The following is a 19,301-nucleotide window of genomic DNA, read 5'->3' on the forward strand; positions in this document are numbered from 1 at the left end:
TGCGGCACCGAGACCCTCACGCCGTCGCTCCGCGCGCCGATCAGGAGAGGGTGAACGTACGGCAGACGCTGCTGGGCGGCTTCCTGACGGTGGCAGCCATGGTCGCGGTGACCGGCGGGGTGGTGCTGCACGCCGACGCCGAGACCACGAGCAAGGCGGCGATCACCGAAGCCGAGCAGGTGGCTCGTGGCATCGCCAAGGACGTCGCCTTCGGCCTGGCCGTGGACACCCCGGGCGAGACGCCGCCGGCGCTGATCGACCAGCCGATCGCGCTCGCCTCGTACCTGAAGCGGCTGCACGAGCTGCAGGAGCGCGACGTCGTGGTGGTTGACGCGCAGCAGCGGATCCTGGCCGACGCCATCCCGGCCAACGTCGGCACGGTGTTCGACCACGACACCGGCAACGAGGTCGGCCGCACCATCGCCGACGGGCGCCCGCGGGTCTTCGTCGAGACCAGCGCCGACTATCCGGACGGCATCCGGCAGGTCGTCGTGCCGGTGGTCGACGGCAGCGCCGTCACGCTGGGCGCGGTGATCCTCGAATACACCCCGCTGTACGAGCAGATGAAGGAGGCCACCGGGCACGCCGAGATCATCATCATCGTCGCCGGCGTGGTCTGCATCCTGTTCGTGCTGGTGCTCGGCGTGGTGACGGCCGAGTCGATCACCCGGCGGATCCGGGCGCTGACCCGGGCGGTCGAGAACATCCGCGACGGCGACTACTCCCAGCGGGTGGCGCCGGGCCGGCGCGACGAGATCTCCCGGCTCGGTGACGCCTTCAACGACATGGCGGTCCGGCTCGACCGCTCGGCCCGCGAGATCCTGGCCAAGGAGTACACCGACCGCATCCTGGCCAACGCCGGGGAGGGCATCTGCGGGGTCGACGCGCGGGGGCGGATCACGTTCGCCAACGACGCGGCCGGCCGGATCACCGGGCTCGGCGTGGCCGGGCTGCTCGAACTGGAGGCGAGCACGCTGCTGCCGGACGCCCACGAGCGGGCCGAGGTGACCCTGCAGCGGCCGGACGGCAGCTCGGTCCGGGTGGCGTACACGGTCAGCCCGATCGCCAAGGAGGACCGCCGGATCGGCGCGGTGGTGGTGCTGCGCGACGTCAGCCGCCAGCGCGCCCTCGAGTACGACCTGCGCCACCAGGCCCTGCACGACGCGCTGACCGGTCTGCCCAACCGCAAGCTGCTGCTCGACCGGCTCGAGCATGCCATGACCCGCTCGCACGCGACCGGCGAGGAGGCGGCGCTGCTCTACCTCGACCTGGACGGGTTCAAGAAGGTCAACGACAGCCTGGGCCACAACGCCGGCGACCTGCTGTTGCGCACCGCGGCCGAGCGGCTGACCGCGGCCCTGCGCCCGGTCGACACGGTCGCCCGGCTGGGCGGCGACGAGTTCGCCGTCCTGCTCGAGAACGCCGGCGCGGCCCAGGCCGAGCAGCTGGCCCAGAGCTGTGTCGACACGCTGGCCGAGCCGTTCCTGCTGCACGGCCGCGAAGCAGTCGTCAGTGTCAGCGTCGGCGTGGTGCCCGGCGCGCATCACTACACCGATGCCGACGAGGTGCTGCGCAACGCCGACGTCGCCATGTACGCCGCCAAGGGCCGCGGCAAGGCCTGCTACCAGGTCTTCGAGACGCGGATGCACGAGCAGCTGCTGGACCGGCTGGACAGCGAGTCACGGCTGCGCGACGCGGTGCACCAGGGCCAGCTCCGGATAAACCTGCAGCCGGTGGTCGAGGTGGCGACCCGGCGGACCCTCGGCGTCGAGGCGCTGGTGCGCTGGGCCGACCCGGAGCGCGGCCTGCAGCAGCCCGGGGCCTTCATCCCGCTGGCCGAGGAGACCGGCCTGATCACCGAGATCGACCGGTGGATGCTCAACGAGGCCTGCCGGGTGGTGCGGCAGTGGCAGGAGACGTCCCCCGCGACGGCGCCCGAGTGGGTGAGCGTCAACCTGTCCGCGGCCAACCTCGAGGTGCCCGACCTGACCGACCGGGTGGCGTACGCGCTGGCCAGCACCGGTTTGCCACCGGCCTGTCTGGTGCTCGAGCTCACCGAGACGGTGCTCATGCGCGACCTCGCGGTGACCGCGGGGCGGCTGGAGGAGCTACGCGAGCTGGGCGTGCGGATCGCGATCGACGACTTCGGCACCGGGTACTCGTCGCTGGGCTACCTGCGCGACATCCCGGTCGACGTGCTCAAGGTCGACCGGTCGTTCATCACCGGGCTGGCCGGCAACCAGCGGCAGCAGGAACTGGTCAGCGCGGTGCTGCAGCTCGGGCACACCCTCGGCCTCAAGGTGGTGGCCGAGGGCGTCGAAACCGACGAGCAGCTCGACCTGCTGGCCGCCATGAACTGCCGGTACGCCCAGGGTTATCGCCTGGGCGTGCCGGAGCCGGCCGCGGACCTGATCGCCCGATCCGCGGCCGTGCCGGTTCACTGACGCTCGACGAACACCGCCGCGGTGCGGGCCGGCACCGAGAAGGCGCCGGTTCCCTTCTCGTACGAGGCCGAGCGCACCACCGGGTCGGCGGAGCCGCGCTGCACGGGGTGCAGCGTGACCGCCTTGCCGGCCAGCGCCGGGACGGTCTGGGTGGTGGCCGCCGAGGTGCCGTTGAGGACCACCGTCACCGATCTCCAGGTGCGGTCGATCCCCCGTCCGTCCAGAGTCATCGTGACGACCCCCGGGGTCTCGGCCGCTCCGGAGAGCGGGAACGACAGTCTCTTCTGCACCTCGGCGGCGGTCGGCAGGCCGAAGACCGGCGACGAACCGCGGATCTTCAGCAGTTCCCGGTAGCGGGCGTCGGCCAGGGCCACCGCGTCGCACGAGGGCACCAGGGCCGGATCGGCCAGCAACGGCCGGGCGTAGGCCCACTTGTCCTCGTTGTCGGCGGCCGGCGGCAAGCCGCGACCGAAGCCGTTGCCCTTCGCGCAGTCCCAGACGATCTCGTTGAACCAGTCACCGGAGTTGAACGAGTTGCGATCCAGCGACTTGGACCGCAGCCGCTCGCTGCCGGTCGCGACGAAGCCGGCGCCCTGCCCCAGGGCCGTGGTGGCCAGGGCGACCGACTGGGCGCGGGCCCGGTCCACCGCCGAGGTGCCCGGCGGCAGTTTGAAGGCCATCGCGTCGTACAGGATCTCGTTGTCGTGGGCGTCGACGTAGGTGATGGCCTCGCCCGGCGCGGCTGTGTAGCCGGCCGGCGAGCCGTTGTAGTCCACCTGATCGCCCGTGACGGTCGCGCCGGCCGAGTTCACGAAGCGGTACGACCTGAGGTTGCCGCTGAGCCCGACCTTGATCAGATCCTGGTAGTGCAGCAGCCGGGCCTTCTGCTCGGCGGCCGTGCCGTTGACCGGGTCGCCGTTGGGCGCGCTCAGCAGCCCGGTGCCGAAGCCCTGCACCCGGGGGTTCTCGTCGAACGGCCCGCCACCGCGCACGGCGTCGCGCAGCCGGTCGTTGAAGGTGGCGATCCCGGTGCCGGCCATGTTCGCCTGGGTGGCCTGTTCGAACCGGGCGTCCCCGGCCACCTCACCGAAGTCCCACCCCTCCCCGTACAGGTTGATGCTCCGGCCGTCGACCCCGTCGCGCGCGGGCGTGAGGCGGTCGAGCGCCGCCCGTACGGCCAGGATGTTGGCCTTGGGGTGGTGACCCATCAGGTCGAAGCGGAAACCGTCCACCTTGTAGGCCCTGGCCCAGGTGACGATCGAGTCGACGACCAGCTTGCCCATCATCGCGTTCTCGGTGGCCGTGTTGGCGCAGCAGGTCGAGTTCGCGACCGTCCCGTCGGCGAGCAGCCGCTGGTAGTAGCCGGGCACGATCTGGTCGAGCACCGAGTGGGGGTCGGCGCCGGCGGCCGACGTGTGGTTGTAGACGACGTCCATCACCACGCGCAGCCCGGCCTTGTTCACCCCGGCCACCATCTGCCGGAACTCCCTGGTGCGCTGATCCGGGTCGACCGCGTAGCCACCCTCGGGCACCGTGTAGTGCAGCGGGTCGTAGCCCCAGTTGTAGCCGTCGGTCGCGGCCACCTGGGCGATGCACTTCTGCTGTTCCTCGCTGTCCGGCGGCAGCGCGGCCAGGTCGCACGGCGGCTGCTTCTGGTCGGCGCGCTTCTCGGGAATGGTCGCGAAGTCGAACACCGGCAACAGGTGCAGGTGCGTGGTCCCGGCGTCGGCCAGCGCCTCGAGGTGCTTCATCCCGGCGCCCTGGCCCGTGAACGCCAGGTAGGTGCCGCGCTGGGCGGCCGGGACGGTCGGGTCGGCGATCGAGAAGTCCCGCACCGACAGCTCGGAGACCTGGATCTTCGCCGCGGGCACGGCGGGCGGTTTGCGCAGCGCGGACCAGCCTCCCGGCGCGAGCGCCGGATCGGCCAGGTCGACGAGCCGGCTGCGCTTCGAGTCGGTCGAGAGGCCCAGGGCGTACGGGTCGGTGACCGCGGCCGTGACGACGCGGCCGACCGCCGGCTGCCACGCCGTGACCCGGTACTGGTAGTCCTTGCCCTTCCATGACGCCGGGCCCCGGACCGACCAGACGCCGGTGCGGTCGTCGCGAGCCATCGCCACGGTCCGCGGATCCGATCCGGGCGTGTCGAACAGTTGCAGATCGACCTTCTGAGCCGTGGGCGCCCACACCGACAGCGCCGTGCCGACCGGTCCCAGCCGGGCGCCGGCCGCATCCGCGGCGTAGAGGTCGTCGAGCACCCCCGCCGTCTGCACTCCCGTCGCGGCCAGGAGCCGGCCCTCGGCGTCCCGCTCGGTCACCACGACCTGGCCGCGCAGGATCTGCTTGGCCTCGACGCCGCGCGGAAGCCGGAACGCGTCGTCCTGCCACAGGTGCGGGAAGCGGGTGCGCTGCGGTTCGGTCAGCCCGTCGCGCCGGGCCGTCAGTGGCACGGTCCGGTACGAGCCGGTCAGCTCACCGTCCGCGACGCCGATGCCACCCGGGGCGTACACCAGGTCGTACACCTTGCCGTCGGTGTCGCCCCCGGGTCGCCAGGCGACCGTGCTGCGGTCGATCCAGACGGCCGACGACTTGGTCAGGTCGGTCACGCCCCCCGAGCCGGCCCGCCGGACCACCGGCGCCAGGCGCGGCGAGGTCCCGCCGAGCAGCCAGATCTCGCGGCCGCCCTCGGCGAACGTGAGGCGCTGGTCGTCCGGCAGATCCTTGGTGTCTCCGTTGTGGATGATGTAGTTCAGGGCGGTCGCCCCGGCGGCCAGCGGCACCTCGAAGACGGCGCCGAAGGAGTCGGTCCGGACGGGCCGCAGCGGCGCGGCCCAGTCGGTCGGGGTGGCGGCGCCGTCCCAGACGTGCAGGCCCCAGCCGGAGTAGTCGCCGTCGGCCCGCCGGTAGTGGATGACCGCCCTGGTCGGATCCTGCGACACCGCGGGCGGCGTCGTCGTGATCGTGGTGTCGCCCTGTCTGAGCCAGATCTCGCCGTTCTTGGAGGGGTCGAAGAAACGATCGGCGCCGACGTCCTTGACCCCGTCCTTGCCGACGACGAGGAAGCCCACGTTCCGGGCGTTCGGGGCCAGCTTCACGTACGCGAACCGGCCGTACGCGTCCTCGCCGGCGAACGGCTGCCCGGCCGGGAACGTCGTGGTCATCGACGGGTCGACGTCGCCGAACACGTAGAGCCCGTAGTCGTCGTACCCGCCGGCCGGCCGCTGGTAGTGCACCACGGCGTAGTCCGGGCTGGTCGTCGTGACCGGGGTGCCCACCCGGACGGTCGTGGTCGTCGAGGCCAGCCGGCCCCGGCTGTCCCGCACGACCGCCTTGTACCGCACGGTCGTGCCACCGGCCAGGCCGGTCAGGTCGTGGTAGGCCGAGGAGGACCCCGACCCGACCAGCTGCCACGGGCCGTCGCCGACCTGGGCCGCGAAGGTGACGGTGGCGAGCGGGTCGCCCGTGGTTCCGGCGACCAGATGGGTGCGGGCCGGCACGAGGCTGCCGGCGGCCGGGGACGTCAGCGTGATCGTCGGCCGCGCCGCCGGGGCCGGCAACGCCTTGCCGGCCTTGAGCGCGACGGCGGACAGCGGCGGCACGGTGATGGTGAGCTTGCCGTCCCCGCCGGCCGCAGCGGTGGTGGAGCCGCCGTAGATGCCGCGGAAGGTCACCGACGGCGACCAGGTGTCGAGGGTGACGGTCTGCGCGGTGGTGGCGCTGTTGGTGGCCACCACGTACTCGACCCGCTGGGCCCGGTCGAACCGGGACGCCGCGAAGACCCCGGGACCGTCGGCCGCGTGCCGGGTGACCTGCACACCGCCGCGCAGGGCCGGGTGTCCCTTACGGAGGGCGCCCAGCTCGGCGATCGTGCGGTAGAGCGGGTGCGCGGTGTTGTAGTTGTCGACCGCGTGCGTGCGGTCGGTGCCGATCAGATCGTCGTCGAGGTAGTCGGCCGTCTTCGAGGCGAACAGATCCTGGCGGGCATCCTTGTCGCCGCCCGGCCCGGTGAAGCCCTGCTCGTCGCCGGAATAGACGACCGGCTGGCCCCGGGTGAGGAACATCAGCTCGTGGGCCAGTTGACCACGTCGCAGCTGGGCGGCCTCGTCGCCGCCGGCCGCCGCGATGAACGAGCCGATCCGGCCCATGTCGTGGTTGCCCAGGAACGTCGGCAGCCGGCCGGCCCCGGTGTCCCGGGCGGTGTAGAGGTCGTCCTTGGCGTACAGGTCGCCCAGCGCCTTGGCCGAGCCGCCGTTCACGAAGCCCTTCGCCGCCTCCTGGAACGAGAAGTCCAGCGTGGCCGGCAGGCCGCCCTGGCGCACGTAGGTGGACTGGACCTCCTGGTCGGCGCTGTAGACCTCGCCGAACATGAAGAAGCCGGGCTTGCCGGCGCGGGACGCGGCCTTGTCGATGCCCGCGCTGAACTGCGGCCAGAAGTCGAGGTTGACGTGCTTGACGGTGTCGAGACGGTAGCCGTCGATCCCGGCGGCGCCGATCCAGTACGCGTAGATGTCGGTGAGGCCGCGCACGACCTCGGGCCGCTCGGTCCACAGGTCGTCGAGGCCGAAGAAGTCGCCGTACTCGCTGTTCTCACCGGCGAAGGTGGAGTCGCCCCGGTTGTGGTACATCGTCGGGTCGTTCAGCCAGGCCGGCTTCTTGACCGTCCGGTCGGCCGGGGACGGGAAGACCGGCGTGTACGGGAACGAGGCCGTCGACACGCGGGGGAAGCCGTTCTCCCCGTCGGCGTAGTTGCGGTCCTCGAACGGGCGGCCCTCGGAGTCCTCGTACGGGGAGGTCGCCTTGTCGATGTAATCGTATTTCTCCTCGGCGTACCGGATCACGTCGGCCGTGTGGTTGGCGATGATGTCCAGGTAGACCTTGAGGCCGCGCTGGTGGGCCAGCCGGACCAGCTTCTTCAGCTCGTCGTTGGTGCCGAAGTGCGGGTCGACCTGGGTGAAGTCGGTGATCCAGTAGCCGTGGTAGCCGGCCGAGATGTCGGCGCCGCTGCCCTGCACGGGCCGGTTCTTGAAGACCGGGGCCAGCCAGATCGCGGTGGTGCCGAGACCCTCGATGTAGTCCAGCTTGTCGATCACGCCGGCCAGGTCGCCGCCGTGATAGAAGCCCTTGTCGGCCGGGTCGAGGCCGGTGGCGAGCCGGTCGCCGCTCAGCCCGCCCTTGTCGTTGGCGCGGTTGCCGTTGGCGAACCGGTCGGGCAGCACGAAATAGAACTGCTCGTTGCCGGCCGGCTCGTCGGTGCCCCACTGGGCCAGAACCGCGTCGCTGGGGGCGGCCGGAGCAGCGGGAGCGGCCGCCTCGGCGCGGGCGGGAACGGATATCAGGAACGGAAGAGTCAGTGCTACGGCGGCGGCCAGGAGCCGCCGGCTTCCAGAGACCACAATGTCCCTTTCTAGGGGAGGGCCCAGACCAGCACGGCCGGCCCGGATTCATCGATGACGGTGGAACCATCGGATTCAATGTGCAGCGGCGGCGCGCCGCCGTAAAGGCTCTCGAGGGTCGTGTCGGGGGGCAGACCGGTCAGCCTCAGCGGTTCGCCGGCCGCCCGGCGGGCCAGCACGAGCACGCTCTGGTCGGCGCACTCCCGCAGGAACACCAGGCTGTCGCCGTCGGCGTGGACCCAGCGCAGTCCGCCCCGGGTGAGCGCCGGCGAACTCCTCCGAAGCGCGATCAGCGCCCGGTAGGAGGACAGCGTCGCGGTGTCCCAGGTCTCCGGGCGGTTCCACGGCATCGGGGCGCGGGCCGACTCGTTGCCGCCGCCGGTCAGGCCGAGCTCGTCGCCGGCGAAGACCATCGGCGTGCCCGGCAGCGTGAACAGCAACCCGGCGGCGACCTGCTGACGCGCCGCGTCGCCGACGACGGTGCGGATGCGGGCCGTGTCGTGCGAGCCGAGCAACTGCCAGGAGGCCGACCAGGACCGCCAGGACATCTGTGCCGCGAACGCCGACATGGTCGCCACCAGGGCGTCCGCCCCGAGCCGAGGCAGGTCCTCGGGCCGGCCGAGGAAGCCGTCGAACGGCACGGTGTCGGCCCGCAGCCAGCACCACACCGGGCGGGTGAAGCCGGCGTAGTTCATCGTGCCGTGCCAGCCGCCCCGGTCCAGGTCGCCGGTCGCGTCGTGGCCGTGCTCGGCGATCAGCAGCCCGTCCGGGCGGGTCTCTCCGACCGCTCGGCACAGCAGGGCGGCGACCTCGTGGTTCCAGTCGTCGGCGCCGAAGCGGGCGGTCATGTTGGCCACGTCGATCCGCCAGCCGGACAGACCGTAGGGCTCGGCCAGCCACCGCCGGGCGATCCCGCGGAACTCGCGCCGCAGCTCCGGGCTCGACCAGTTCAGCTTGGGCAGCGACGGCACGTCGAGCCAGGAGACGTGGCCGCCGTCCGGCTTGGCGTAGTAGAAGTCGGGCCGGGAGGCGAACCACGGGTGGGCGTCGCCGGTGTGGTTGGTGGTCAGATCGCCGATCAGCCGGATCCCCCGTTCCCGGGCCGCCGACGACAGGCGTTCCAGGGCGCGGTCGCCGCCGAGCAACGGGTCGACCCGGTCGAAACCGGCCGCGTCGTACCGGTGGTTGGATCGGGCCGGGAAGAACGGGGTCAGATACACGGTGTCGGCGCCGAGCGCGGTCACGTGATCCAGCCGCCGGGCGACGCCGTCCAGGTCGCCGCCGTAGACGACCCGGGTCGCGTCGGGGCCGGGCACGACCGGCTCGTCCCACGACGACGCGCGGACCGCCCACTCCGGGGTCTCGCGCAGATCGGCCGCGGGCGATCGGGCGTACCGGTCGGGGAAGATCTGGTAGACGACGGCGTCGCGGGCCCAGGCCGGGGCGGGCGGGTAGGCCACCAGCCGGAAGTCTGTGCTGTCGGGCACGTCGTAGGCGGTCAGCCCGAACGCGGTCAGCCAGCGCACCCCGGAGGTCGTGCCGAGCAGGAACCGGTAGCGGGTGACCGGGTTGTGCGCCGGCAGCTCGGCCCGCCACCAGGTGTCCCCGCCGGGCGACCGCCGGTCGACGACGGCCGAGGTGAAGACCGGCTCGCCGTCGCGCACCCAGCGCATGTGCACGCGCGACACCCCGGTGCCGCGAGGCACCCGGACGAAGACGCCGACCGTGTCGCCCAGCTCCGGCGCCGGGTCGCTGACGTAGAGCTCGCTGCCGTCGTGGTGCGGTCGCCGGATCATCCCTTCACCGCCCCGGCCGTGAGCCCGTCGGTGATGTATCGCTGCAACAGCTGGAAGACCAGCACCGTGGGGATCGCGGTGAGCAACGTGCCCGCGCAGAACATGCCGAAGTTGGCGTTCCGCTCCCCCGCCACCAACCCGTACAACCCGACCGGCAACGTCTTGGACCCGGCGTCGGTCAGGAACACGTTGGCGATGAGGAACTCGTTGATCGTGCCGATGAACGCGAGCAGCGCGGTGACCGCCAGGATCGGCGCGACCAGCGGCAGCAGGATGCGGAAGAAGACCTGGGCGTGCGTGGCGCCGTCCACAGTGGCCGACTCGTCCAGCTCCCGCGGCAGCGTGTCGAAGAAGCCCTTCATCAGCCAGGTGTTCACGCCGAGCGCCCCGCCGAGATACAGCAGGATGAGACCCCACGACGTGTTGAACCCGATCGCCGGCCACAGGTCGGTGACCGCCGAGAAGATCAGGAAGATCGCCACGATCGCCAGGAACTGCGGGAACATCTGGATCAGCAGGACCGACAGCAGACCCACCCGGCGGCCGCGGAAACGCCGGCGGCTGAACGCGTAGGCGGCCAGGGCCGAGATGAAGACCGAGGCGATGGACGACACCGACGCGATGATCGCCGAGTTGAGGAACCACCGGCCGAACGCGGTGTCGGAGAACAGCCGGGTGAAGTTGCCGAACGAGGCGCCGGTGGGCACGAGCTCGCTGGACGACAGGGTGCCGAGCGGGTTGAACGCCGCGGACACGACGAAGACGATCGGCACCAGCGCGAACGCCAGCACCAGCACACCGACCAGATGCCGCCACCCGACCTGCTGAATCCAGCGCGTCATGAGTGAACCTCCTCGAGGTGCCGCGTGCGGCGAAAGCTGACCGCGGACACCACGGCCACGATCAGGAAGATGAAGATGGAGATGGCGGCCGCGTAGCCGTACTGCGCGCCGCCCCCGCCGAACGCGATCCGGTAGGTGTAGGTGATGAGCAGGTCGGTGGCGCCGTTGGCCGGGTTGTCGGCCGGGAACGGCGCGCCCTCGGTGGTCAGGTAGATCGCGTTGAAGTTGTTGAAGTTGAACGCGAACGACGAGATCAGCAGCGGGGTGAGCGCGACCATCAACAGCGGCAGGGTGATCCGCCGGAACCCGCCCCAGGCGCTCGCGCCGTCGATGCGCGAAGCCTCCGAGAGCTCGCGCGGGATGGCCTGCAACGCGCCCGTGGCGACCAGGAACATGTACGGGTAGCCGAGCCACAGCTGCACCAGGATCACCGCGAGCCGGGCCGACGCGCTGCCGCCGAACCAGTCCACATCGGAGCCGAACAGACCGTTGATCAGCCCGAAGTCGGTGTTGAACATGTCCCGCCAGACCAGCAGCATCGCGAACGACGGCATCGCGTACGGCAGCACGAGCAGGACCCGATAGGTGAGGCGGCCCCGGACGCGGGGCGAGTGCAGCGCCATCGCGAGCAGCAGACCCAGCACGAAGGTGCCGCCGGTCGAGGCGACGGCGAAGGCGACGTTCCAGACCAGCGTACGAAAGAAGGGCCCCGCGATCGCCGAGTCGGTCAGCACCCGGGTGAAGTTGCCGAACCCCACGCCGACCTTCCAGCCCTGGGCCAGCCGGTCACCGTCCGCGCCCACGAAGGCGCCCACGTTCTCGTCGGCCGTCCACGTCCGGCCGGTCGCCGTGTCCCGGATGCAGTCGCAGCCCTCGTCATAGGCCCGGCCGGCCCGTCCCTCGTACGCCCGGGAGAGCCCGGACGAGCGGATCGCGCCGGCGGCCGTGGGCACGGCCAGCGCGGTGATCTCGGCGCTGCGCAGACTGGCCTGACCGGCGGTGAGCACCGTGTAGCCGTCGGCCGCGGTGACCCGGCCGGTGCTGCCCACGGTGACGTCCCCGGGCGGCACGGCCGCGAGTCCGTCCGCGTCGCCGGCCGAGACCTGACGGGTGACCGGGTCGGTGACGAGGAAGACCAGCGGGCCGGAGGCCGGGTCGCCGGTGGTCGCGACCGTCAGCGCGTACTGCCGGGACCCGGGCACCTGGGTGACCGAGGCGGTCTGGATGGCCACGACGGCCTCCTGCTTGCTGCCCCGGTGGCCGTCGCCGAAATTGGTGAAGGCCGTGCTCGCGGTGTAGAGCACCGGGAAGACCTGGAACAGCAGCAGCAGGACGGTTCCCGGCGCCAGGTACTTCAACGGGATGTGCCGGGGCGTCAGATAGAGGTAGAGCAGCCCGGCCGTGGTGGCCAGCAGGATCGCCAGGCCGGTCCACATCTCGTTCTCGATGAGGGGAAAGGCGGCCCAGACCGCGATGGCCACGGTGAGGCCGAGCAGCACGATCTTGACCGTCCGGCCCGCAAGCCCACCGCCCGGATCGCCGGCGGGGGCCGGGCGGACCGGCGCGACCGGCCCGCCGAGCTTGGTCGCCGTCATCTACTTGATCGCGGCCGAGATCGTCTTGCCGGCAGCGGCGATCGTCCTGGCCGGGTCGGCGCCACCGACGACCGCGGCCTCGGCCTTGCCGAACGGGTCCCAGATCGCCGCCATCTCGGGCACGGCCGGCAGCGGCTGCCCGTCCTGGCCCGCGGCGACGAACTTCTCGAGGTCGGCGTCCTGGCCCTTCACCTGGTCGAACGCGGCGGTCAGGGCCGGCGGCCGCGGCTCGGCGGCGTAGAGCGCGACGGCCAGTTCCGGCGTGGTCACGTAGTTGGTGACGAACTCCTGGGCCAGCGCCTTGTTCTTGCCCTTGGACGCCACATAGAACGTCTGGACGCCGAGGAACGGGCGGGCCGGTTGTCCACCCTGGAATCCGGGAACCGGGCTGATGTCGTACTTGATGCCGGCCTTCTTGACATCGGCGACCGCCCACGGGCCGCTGACCAGGTAGGCACACTTCTTCGCGGTGAAGGTGGCAATCGAGTTCTCCGGGGTGATCGAACGCTTCAGCGCGCCGGAGCCCTTCTCGCCGAGCTGGGCGATCTTCCGGAACGCCGCGATCGACTCCGGCTTGCCGACGCCGAGGTCCTTGGGGTCGTAGTCGCCGTTCGCGGTGGTGCCGAACAGGTAGCCGCCGGCGCTCGAATAGAGCGGGTAGAGGTGGTAGGCGTCGCCGTTCTGCCCGACCTGCAGGCACAGGCTCTCGGGGATCTTCCGCTTCTTCGCGTCGTCGACCAGGGCCTCGATGGTCGCGGGGGCCTGCGGGGCCAGGTCGGTGTTGCGGATGAGGGCGAGATTCTCCATCGCGTACGGCACCCCGTACGTCTGGCCGTTGAAGGTGACCGCCTTGAGCGCGTTGGGGTTGAGACCGGCCGACTGCTCGGCGGACAACTGCACGGGGTCGACCGCGCCGTTCTGCACGAGGTTGCCGATCCAGTCGTGCGCGCCGACCATGACGTCGGGACCGCTGCCCTGCTGCGATGCGGTGACGAAGGTGGTCTGCTGGTCCTTGCTGATGGCCTGGACCTTGACGGTGACGCCGTTCTCGCTGCCGAACTTCTCGGCGAACGGCTTGAGCGCGGCCGAACGCTTGTCGTCGGCCCAGATCACCAGCTCACCGGCTGCGGGGGGACGAGCGCTGGGGTCGGTGCCGGGGCTGTCGTCGTCGTTCCCGCTGCCGCAACCGGCGAGGGCGAGGGCACAGGTCAGGGTGGCGGCAAGGGTGGCGCCGATGCGCATGTGCATCTCCTGTCGTCTTCTTTCAGCAAATGCAAGGCTCGAGGGGTGAGCTTGCTGGTGTGGTGAGTTCGCGATTTCATAGCTGGACGCCGATAGGCGCAGCGTGCGGCGGGATCCCGGGAGATCGGCCGATGTCGTTGGCGTTGCCGGGACGTTAGCAAGTCTTTGCAATCAATGGAAGAGCTTGCAGGAACTCGCCGGCAACACGGCACCACTAGAGTTGGCGTCATGCGTGCACGGATGGCCGACATCGCCCGTCAGGCCCAGGTCAGTGAGGCGACGGTCTCGCGTGTCATCAACGACCGCCCCGGCGTCTCCCAGGAGACCCGCCAGGCGGTGCTCACGGCGCTCGACGTGCTGGGCTACGAACGGCCCGAGCGGTTGCGCAAGCGCAGCGCCGGCCTGGTCGGGCTGGTCGTGCCCGAGCTCGAGAACCCGATCTTCCCGGCCTTCGCCCAGGTCATCGAGTCCACGCTCGCGCAACAGGGATACACGCCGGTGCTGTGCACCCAGTCGCCGGGCGGGGTGACCGAGGACGAGTACGTGGAGATGCTGCTCGACCGCCAGGTGTCCGGCATCGTGTTCGTATCGGGGCTGTCCGCCGACACGACCGCCGACCATGCCCGCTACCAGCGGCTCCTCGACCGGCCGCTGCCGATCGTCCTGATGAACGGGTACGCCGAGGGCATCGAGGCGCCGTTCGTGTCCTGCGACGAACGGCTGGCCGGCGACCTGGCGGTCACCCACCTCGTGGCGCTGGGGCACCGGCGCATCGGCATGATCTCGGGGCCGAACAGGTTCATCGGTACGCAGCGCAAACTGGCCGGTTACCGGCAGGCGATCAAGCGGGAGCTGGGCATCGCGGAGTCGGCGCTGGACGACTACGTCTCGCTGACGTTGTTCGGGGTGGAGGGCGGCGAAGTGGCGGCCGATCGTCTGCTGGCGATGGGGGCGACGGGGCTGGTGTGCGGGTCGGACCTCATGGCGCTGGGGGCGATCCGGGCTGCGCGGCGGCGGGGGTTGTCGGTGCCGGGGGACGTCTCGGTCATCGGGTTCGACGACTCGCCGTTGATCGCGTTCACGGATCCGCCGTTGACCACCCTGCGGCAGCCGGTCACGGCCATGGCGGTGGCGGCTGTCCGGTCGTTGATGGACGAGATCAACGGGCATGGGGCGCCGCACTCGGAATATCTGTTCCGGCCGGAGTTGGTGGTGCGTGATTCGACTGCCAAGGCGCCGGCTCGGCAGGATCGGGCGGTTCCTGCTCCTGCTGCTTGACTCTGTTTGCAAGTTCTTTCAGGGCTTGTGGGCCGGCCTGCTTGCTCGCTTGCTTGCGGTGGACGGGTGGGGCCGGGGGTGCCCAAGCTCGTCCTTAAACCTTCTCTATGGACGTGCTCGGGCACCCCCGGCCCCACCCTTGCGCGGCTGACTGTGGCGGGTTCGTCGTGGTCGCTGGGGGCTGGGTGAGTCGTCGGGCCGGTGGTCACCTGACGGCTTGGTGGGCCGGCTGCCGCGCTGTGGTTGATGGACGGCGTATTGGTCTGGCGGGCGGGCCTGGGTGGTGGGTTGCGGGAGCAGGACCGTGCCGGTTGCGGTCAGCACGTTGCGCTGGGCGATTGGTTCCGGTCAGCACGTTGCGCTGGGCGATGGGTTGCGGTCAGCACGTTGCGCTGGGCGATGGGTTCCGGTCAGCACGTTGCGCTGGGCGGTGGGTTTTGGTCGGCCGGGAGTGCGGGAACGACGAGATGTGGCCGCTGGGAAGCGGTGCTGCCTCTCTCACATCGTGACGACGATCTTGCCGACCTTGCCCCTCTGGGCGTACGCCGTGGCGGCCTGAACTCCCTGGTCGAAGGGGAAGCGGTGAGCGATGGTGGCCCTCAGCAGACCTTTCTCCGCGGCCTCGGCGACGTCGCGCATGCCGCCGGCGACGCCGTCCGGGTCCAGCAGGAACTGGACGTCCACGTCGTCGCGGCCGACCTGCTCGGGGGTGGGGCCGGGGAAGATGATGGTGATCAGACGGCCGCCGGCGCGCAGGCTGCGGGCGGCGGTGGCCAGCCGGTCGACCGGCAGCGTCAGGTCGAGGAGCACGTCGACGCCGGACGGGTAATCGGCCTGGTCATGGCTGATGATCCGGTCGGCTCCCAGCTCGCGCAGCGCGTCACCGGCGGCGGCGTTGCCCGCGGTCGCGGTGATCATGGCGCCGGCGGCGGCCAGCAGGGGGACGACCTGGGTGCCTACCCCGCCGGTGGCCCCCACGACCAGCACGGATTCCCCGGCCGTGACCCGGGCGGCGGCCATGATGCTCAGCGCGGTCAGGCCCGTGATGCCCAGCGCGGCGGCCTGCTCGGCCGGCACGGCGGCGGGACGGTGGGCCAGCAGTGGCGTGTCGGCCTCGACGACCGCGTACTCGGCCAGCGCGCCGGTGCTCAGCGACGGCCGGAGGTGGTCGGCGACCACCCAGCTCAGCTGCCGCGGCAGGGCTTGCCCGAACACCTCGTCCCCGACCTCGTACGCCGTCACGCCCGCGCCGACCTCGGTCACGGTCCCGGCGAAGTCGTTGCCCAGCACGTACGGGAAGGTGAGCTCGACGATCGCCCGGTAGTCGCCGGCGGCCACGCGCAGGTCGGTGGGGTTGAGCGACGATGCGGCAATCCGTACCAGCATCTGCCCCGGGCCGGGGCGCGGCACGTCCAGCTCGATGAGTGACAAGTTCTCGGGTGGGCCGTAGGCGGTAGCCGCGAGTGCCTTCATGATGGTTCTCCGATCAAACGGACCGAGCGGTCACTTTGACCTTAGGCATAAACGGACCGCGCGGTCAACTTGCTAGACTCGACGACGTGACCTCACCTCCCCGGACCCTGCGCGCCGATGCCGTTCGCAACCGGGCGATCCTGCTGGAGGCCGCGGAGAAGGAGTTCGCCGAACGCGGGCCGGGAGCTTCGGTCGCCGACATCGCCCGCCGCGCCGGCGTGGGCAAGGGCACGGTGTTCCGCCACTTCGCGTCCAAGGACGAACTGATCGCGGCGATCGTTCACATGCACATCAGCGTCCTCGACGCCACCGGCCGACGGCTCCTCACGACTGCGGATCCCGGCGCGGCGCTGTACGAGTTCCTCACCGCGGCGGCCGCCCAGCGCGAACAGCAGGACGTGTCGTTTCTCCTCACCGCGGACGACGCGAGCGCCGAGGTGGTCGCCCTGCGCGAACAGCTCTACGCGACCATCGGCGCTCTGGTCGACCGAGCGCGGGAAGCAGGCGCCATCCGGCCCGACGTCACGACGACCGACGTCGTCCTCCTGATGTGCGCCCCGAATCACGTAGTCAGCTTCGTCAAAGATCCGCCGCCCGACCTGTGGCGCCGCTACCTCGCCCTGATCTTCGACGGGCTCCGCCCCGAAGGCGCCCACCCGCTGGGCCCGCCACCGGCGCCCCTCTGACCTGCCCAGCGGGTTCTGCCACCTCCACAGCCCCTGCCCGGCGTCGAAGTCTGGCCGCGGTCGGCGGGGACGACCCGGCGCCGGTGAAAGGAGATCGCACCGCTCCGGCAGCTCAGAACAGATCCCTGCTGTGGTGTCAGAGGAACTGCTGGCCCAGGAGCAGCAGGTTCAGTCCGCTCAGGACGGCCACCACGGCGGACATGCAGACGATGGTGAAGCGACTGTTGACGTGTTCGCCCATCAGGCTGCGGCGACTGGTCAGGATCAGCAGGGCCACCAGCGCGAAGGGGATGCCGAAGGAGAGGACCACCTGGCTCAGCACCAGCGCCTGGGTGGGGTCCACGCCGGAGCAGAGCAGGGCCACCGCGGGGGCCATGGTGATCAGGCGGCGCAGGGTGAGGGGCACCCGGGCGCGCAGGAAGCCGTCCATGATCATCTGGCCGGCCGCGGTGCCGACGCTGGAGGAGGCGATCCCGGAGGCCAGCAGGGCCGCCGCGAAGGCCAGGGCGGCGCCGCCGCCGACCATCCGGTCCAGGCCCACGTGGACCTCGTCGAGGGTGACCGCGGCGCCGTCGCCGGTGTGGAACAGCTTGGCCGCGATGGCCAGCATGCTCAGGTTGACCAGGCCGGCCAGGCTCATGGCGATGGCGATGTCGGCGCGCTCGAGGCGAAGCAGCCGGCGCTTCTCGTCGGGCGTGCTGCCGGCGGCGCGGCCGCACATCAGGCCGGAATGCAGGTAGATCGCGTGGGGCATGACGGTGGCGCCGATGATGCCGACCGCGAACAGCAGCGTCTGGTCGCCGCCGATCGAGGGCACCAGGCCGCCGAGGCTGCCGGAGGCCGAGGGCGGGACGCGCAGCCCCAGGTAGAGGAAGCCGGCGCAGATCAGGAACAACAGCGAGCCGATGGCCAGCTCGAACGGGCGGTAGCCGCGGCGTTGCAGCACGAGCAGCGCGAAGGCGAGCACCGCGGTGACCGCGGCGGCCAGCGGCATCGGCATGCCGAACAACAGGTAGAGCCCGATCGCGGCCCCGACGAACTCGGCCAGGTCGGTGGCCATGGCGACGACTTCGGCCTGACCCCACATCACCCAGGATCGCGGGCCGGGGAACGTGTCCCGGAAGACCTGCGGCAGGCTGCGGCCGGTGGCCACGCCCAGCTTGGCCGACATGAACTGGATGGGCATCGCCACCAGGTTGGCCAGCACCACGACCCAGATCAGCCGGTAGCCGGTGCTGGCCCCGCCGGCGAAGTTGGTGGCGAAGTTGCCCGGGTCGACGTAGGCGATGGCCGCGACGAACGCCGGGCCGAGAGCCGTGGCCGCGCGGATCCGGGCCGGTCCCATGCCGGGGCGGCCGAGCGGGGGTAGGGCGTAGGTGATCGGCGGCGTCTGGGCCATCCGGGGTGTCTCCTTCTCGCATGTGCCCTGGCGCCCGGGTCCGCCGTCGTGGCGGACCCGTCGTCCACTGTGTTCGTCAGGAGTTGTTTCTTCAGAAACTGGTTTCGTCAGGAGCTGGTGTTGAGGGGGCCGTTGACGCCCTTGGGGTAGAAGCCGCCCTTGGTGACCTTGTTGGGGTTGAGGTAGACGATGTTGAGGACCCGGTCGTAGGAACGGCTGAACGCGATGCCGTTCTTGTCGGTCGGGTTGATGTTGGCGCTGCGGTCGCGGACGATGCCCTGGTCCTCGTCGCCGTAGCCGTCGAGCATGTTGCGGGCGCCGGAGAGCTTGGCGACGTGAGCGCCCAGGTCCTTCTCGAAGAGCGAGGAGCGGATGGTCGCGGCGTGGTAGGCCTCGACCGAGAGGATGCCCGCGGCCGCCTCGAGGTAGGTCTTGTTGGTGATCAGCGGTGCCGCGCCCTTGTAGGCCGTCACGCCGACGTCCTCGAACAGGAACGCCGCGAGCAGGAAGTTGTTCTCGTTGGCGTACGGGTCGAAGACGTCCTTGGCCCCGATCAGCTTGGCCGCCCGCGCCGCGTACGTGAAGCTCTCGCGAATGTTGATGGCCGGCCGGGAGACCGCCGCGGAGCCGAGCGCGCCGCGCAGGAACTTGACGTGGGCCAGCTCGTCGCCGGCGATCTCGGCCGCGTACTGCCGGATGCGGGGAGTCTTGAACGGCACCTTCTTGCCGCCGACGACTCCGCCCCGAAGGCCGGTTCCGGTGGTCATGCTGTCGGCCAGGCCGCGGCCGTGCACGGCGTACTGGTAGAACTCGGCCTCGAGATATTCGAGGTTGAGCGCGAAGTTCAGGACGGCGCCGTCGCTGGGCCCGGCGTCGTCGTCGGCCTGCGCCGCCGCCGAGCCGAGAACGTCGGCCTGGGCCGCAGCCGAGCCGAGGGCGCCGGCCCCGACGATGCCGAGCCCGAGCGCGCCGGCGCTCTGCAGGAAGCGGCGCCGGTCCTCGGTGTTCTCCGAGCTACGGCTGATCATCTGCCCGACGAGCTTCTTTCCGAACACGAGTTGCTCCTCAGTGCTGGTTCTGTCGCCCACGGTCGTCCGGGCGTGAAGGGGTGTGCGCCGGCGGGGCTGCCGCCTCATCAGGGCACGGCTCCGCCACG

At 71.0% G+C, this 19,301-nt stretch carries 11 protein-coding genes; 3 read left to right on the plus strand and 8 right to left on the minus strand.

What is annotated here, in order from left to right; genetic code table 11:
• The first annotated feature begins 50 nt into the window (after window positions 1-50).
• Window positions 51-2,444, plus strand: coding sequence for an EAL domain-containing protein (locus HJC40_RS34960; protein ID WP_250007710.1), 2,394 nt, complete (start codon window positions 51-53; stop codon window positions 2,442-2,444).
• Here HJC40_RS34960 and pulA read toward each other — a convergent pair.
• The 5 genes from pulA to HJC40_RS34985 are packed head-to-tail and all read right to left on the minus strand — an operon-like array spanning window position 2,438 to window position 13,309.
• A complete protein-coding gene (gene pulA / locus HJC40_RS34965; RefSeq protein WP_250007711.1) occupies window positions 2,438-7,834 on the minus strand; it encodes a pullulanase-type alpha-1,6-glucosidase in 5,397 nt (1,798 codons plus the stop codon). The genes HJC40_RS34960 and pulA overlap by 7 nt on opposite strands.
• An 11-nt stretch (window positions 7,835-7,845) precedes the next feature.
• The gene (locus HJC40_RS34970; RefSeq protein ID WP_250007712.1) at window positions 7,846-9,630 is read right to left on the minus strand and encodes a glycoside hydrolase family 13 protein; all 1,785 of its coding nucleotides are present in this window, start codon (window positions 9,628-9,630) and stop codon (window positions 7,846-7,848) included.
• Window positions 9,627-10,472: a sugar ABC transporter permease gene (locus HJC40_RS34975; RefSeq protein WP_250007713.1), complete on the minus strand. Its 846-nt coding sequence runs from the start codon at window positions 10,470-10,472 to the stop codon at window positions 9,627-9,629. Before HJC40_RS34975 ends, HJC40_RS34970 begins: the two co-directional genes overlap by 4 nt.
• Window positions 10,469-12,067: an ABC transporter permease subunit gene (locus tag HJC40_RS34980; RefSeq protein WP_250007714.1), complete on the minus strand. Its 1,599-nt coding sequence runs from the start codon at window positions 12,065-12,067 to the stop codon at window positions 10,469-10,471. The genes HJC40_RS34975 and HJC40_RS34980 overlap by 4 nt, the downstream gene beginning before the upstream one ends.
• Window positions 12,068-13,309: a maltose ABC transporter substrate-binding protein gene (locus HJC40_RS34985; RefSeq protein WP_250007715.1), complete on the minus strand. Its 1,242-nt coding sequence runs from the start codon at window positions 13,307-13,309 to the stop codon at window positions 12,068-12,070.
• A gap of 228 nt (window positions 13,310-13,537) precedes the next feature.
• Between HJC40_RS34985 and HJC40_RS34990 the strand changes: the two genes are divergently transcribed.
• On the plus strand, window positions 13,538-14,587 hold the full coding sequence (locus tag HJC40_RS34990) for a LacI family DNA-binding transcriptional regulator (protein WP_250007717.1): 1,050 nt from the start codon (window positions 13,538-13,540) through the stop codon (window positions 14,585-14,587).
• Window positions 14,588-15,085: 498 nt separating this feature from the next.
• Here the strand turns inward: HJC40_RS34990 and HJC40_RS34995 are convergent, their stop codons facing one another.
• A complete protein-coding gene (locus HJC40_RS34995) occupies window positions 15,086-16,060 on the minus strand; it encodes an NADP-dependent oxidoreductase (RefSeq protein ID WP_250007718.1) in 975 nt (324 codons plus the stop codon).
• Between the two features lie 86 nt (window positions 16,061-16,146).
• On the opposite strand from HJC40_RS34995, the gene HJC40_RS35000 reads away from it, so the two are divergent.
• On the plus strand, window positions 16,147-16,746 hold the full coding sequence (locus HJC40_RS35000) for a TetR/AcrR family transcriptional regulator (protein WP_250007719.1): 600 nt from the start codon (window positions 16,147-16,149) through the stop codon (window positions 16,744-16,746).
• A gap of 136 nt (window positions 16,747-16,882) precedes the next feature.
• Here HJC40_RS35000 and HJC40_RS35005 read toward each other — a convergent pair whose 3' ends face one another.
• Both HJC40_RS35005 and HJC40_RS35010 read right to left on the minus strand, forming a co-directional pair.
• Window positions 16,883-18,145 carry an Nramp family divalent metal transporter gene (locus HJC40_RS35005; protein ID WP_250007720.1) on the minus strand — a complete coding sequence of 421 codons (1,263 nt, stop codon included), beginning with the start codon at window positions 18,143-18,145 and terminating at the stop codon, window positions 16,883-16,885.
• A gap of 107 nt (window positions 18,146-18,252) precedes the next feature.
• Window positions 18,253-19,200: a ferritin-like domain-containing protein gene (locus HJC40_RS35010; RefSeq protein ID WP_250007721.1), complete on the minus strand. Its 948-nt coding sequence runs from the start codon at window positions 19,198-19,200 to the stop codon at window positions 18,253-18,255.
• Window positions 19,201-19,301: the final 101 nt, after the last annotated feature.

Origin of the sequence: Actinoplanes sp. M2I2, from assembly GCF_023544445.1 — a bacterium.
GTDB lineage: Bacteria > Actinomycetota > Actinomycetes > Mycobacteriales > Micromonosporaceae > Actinoplanes.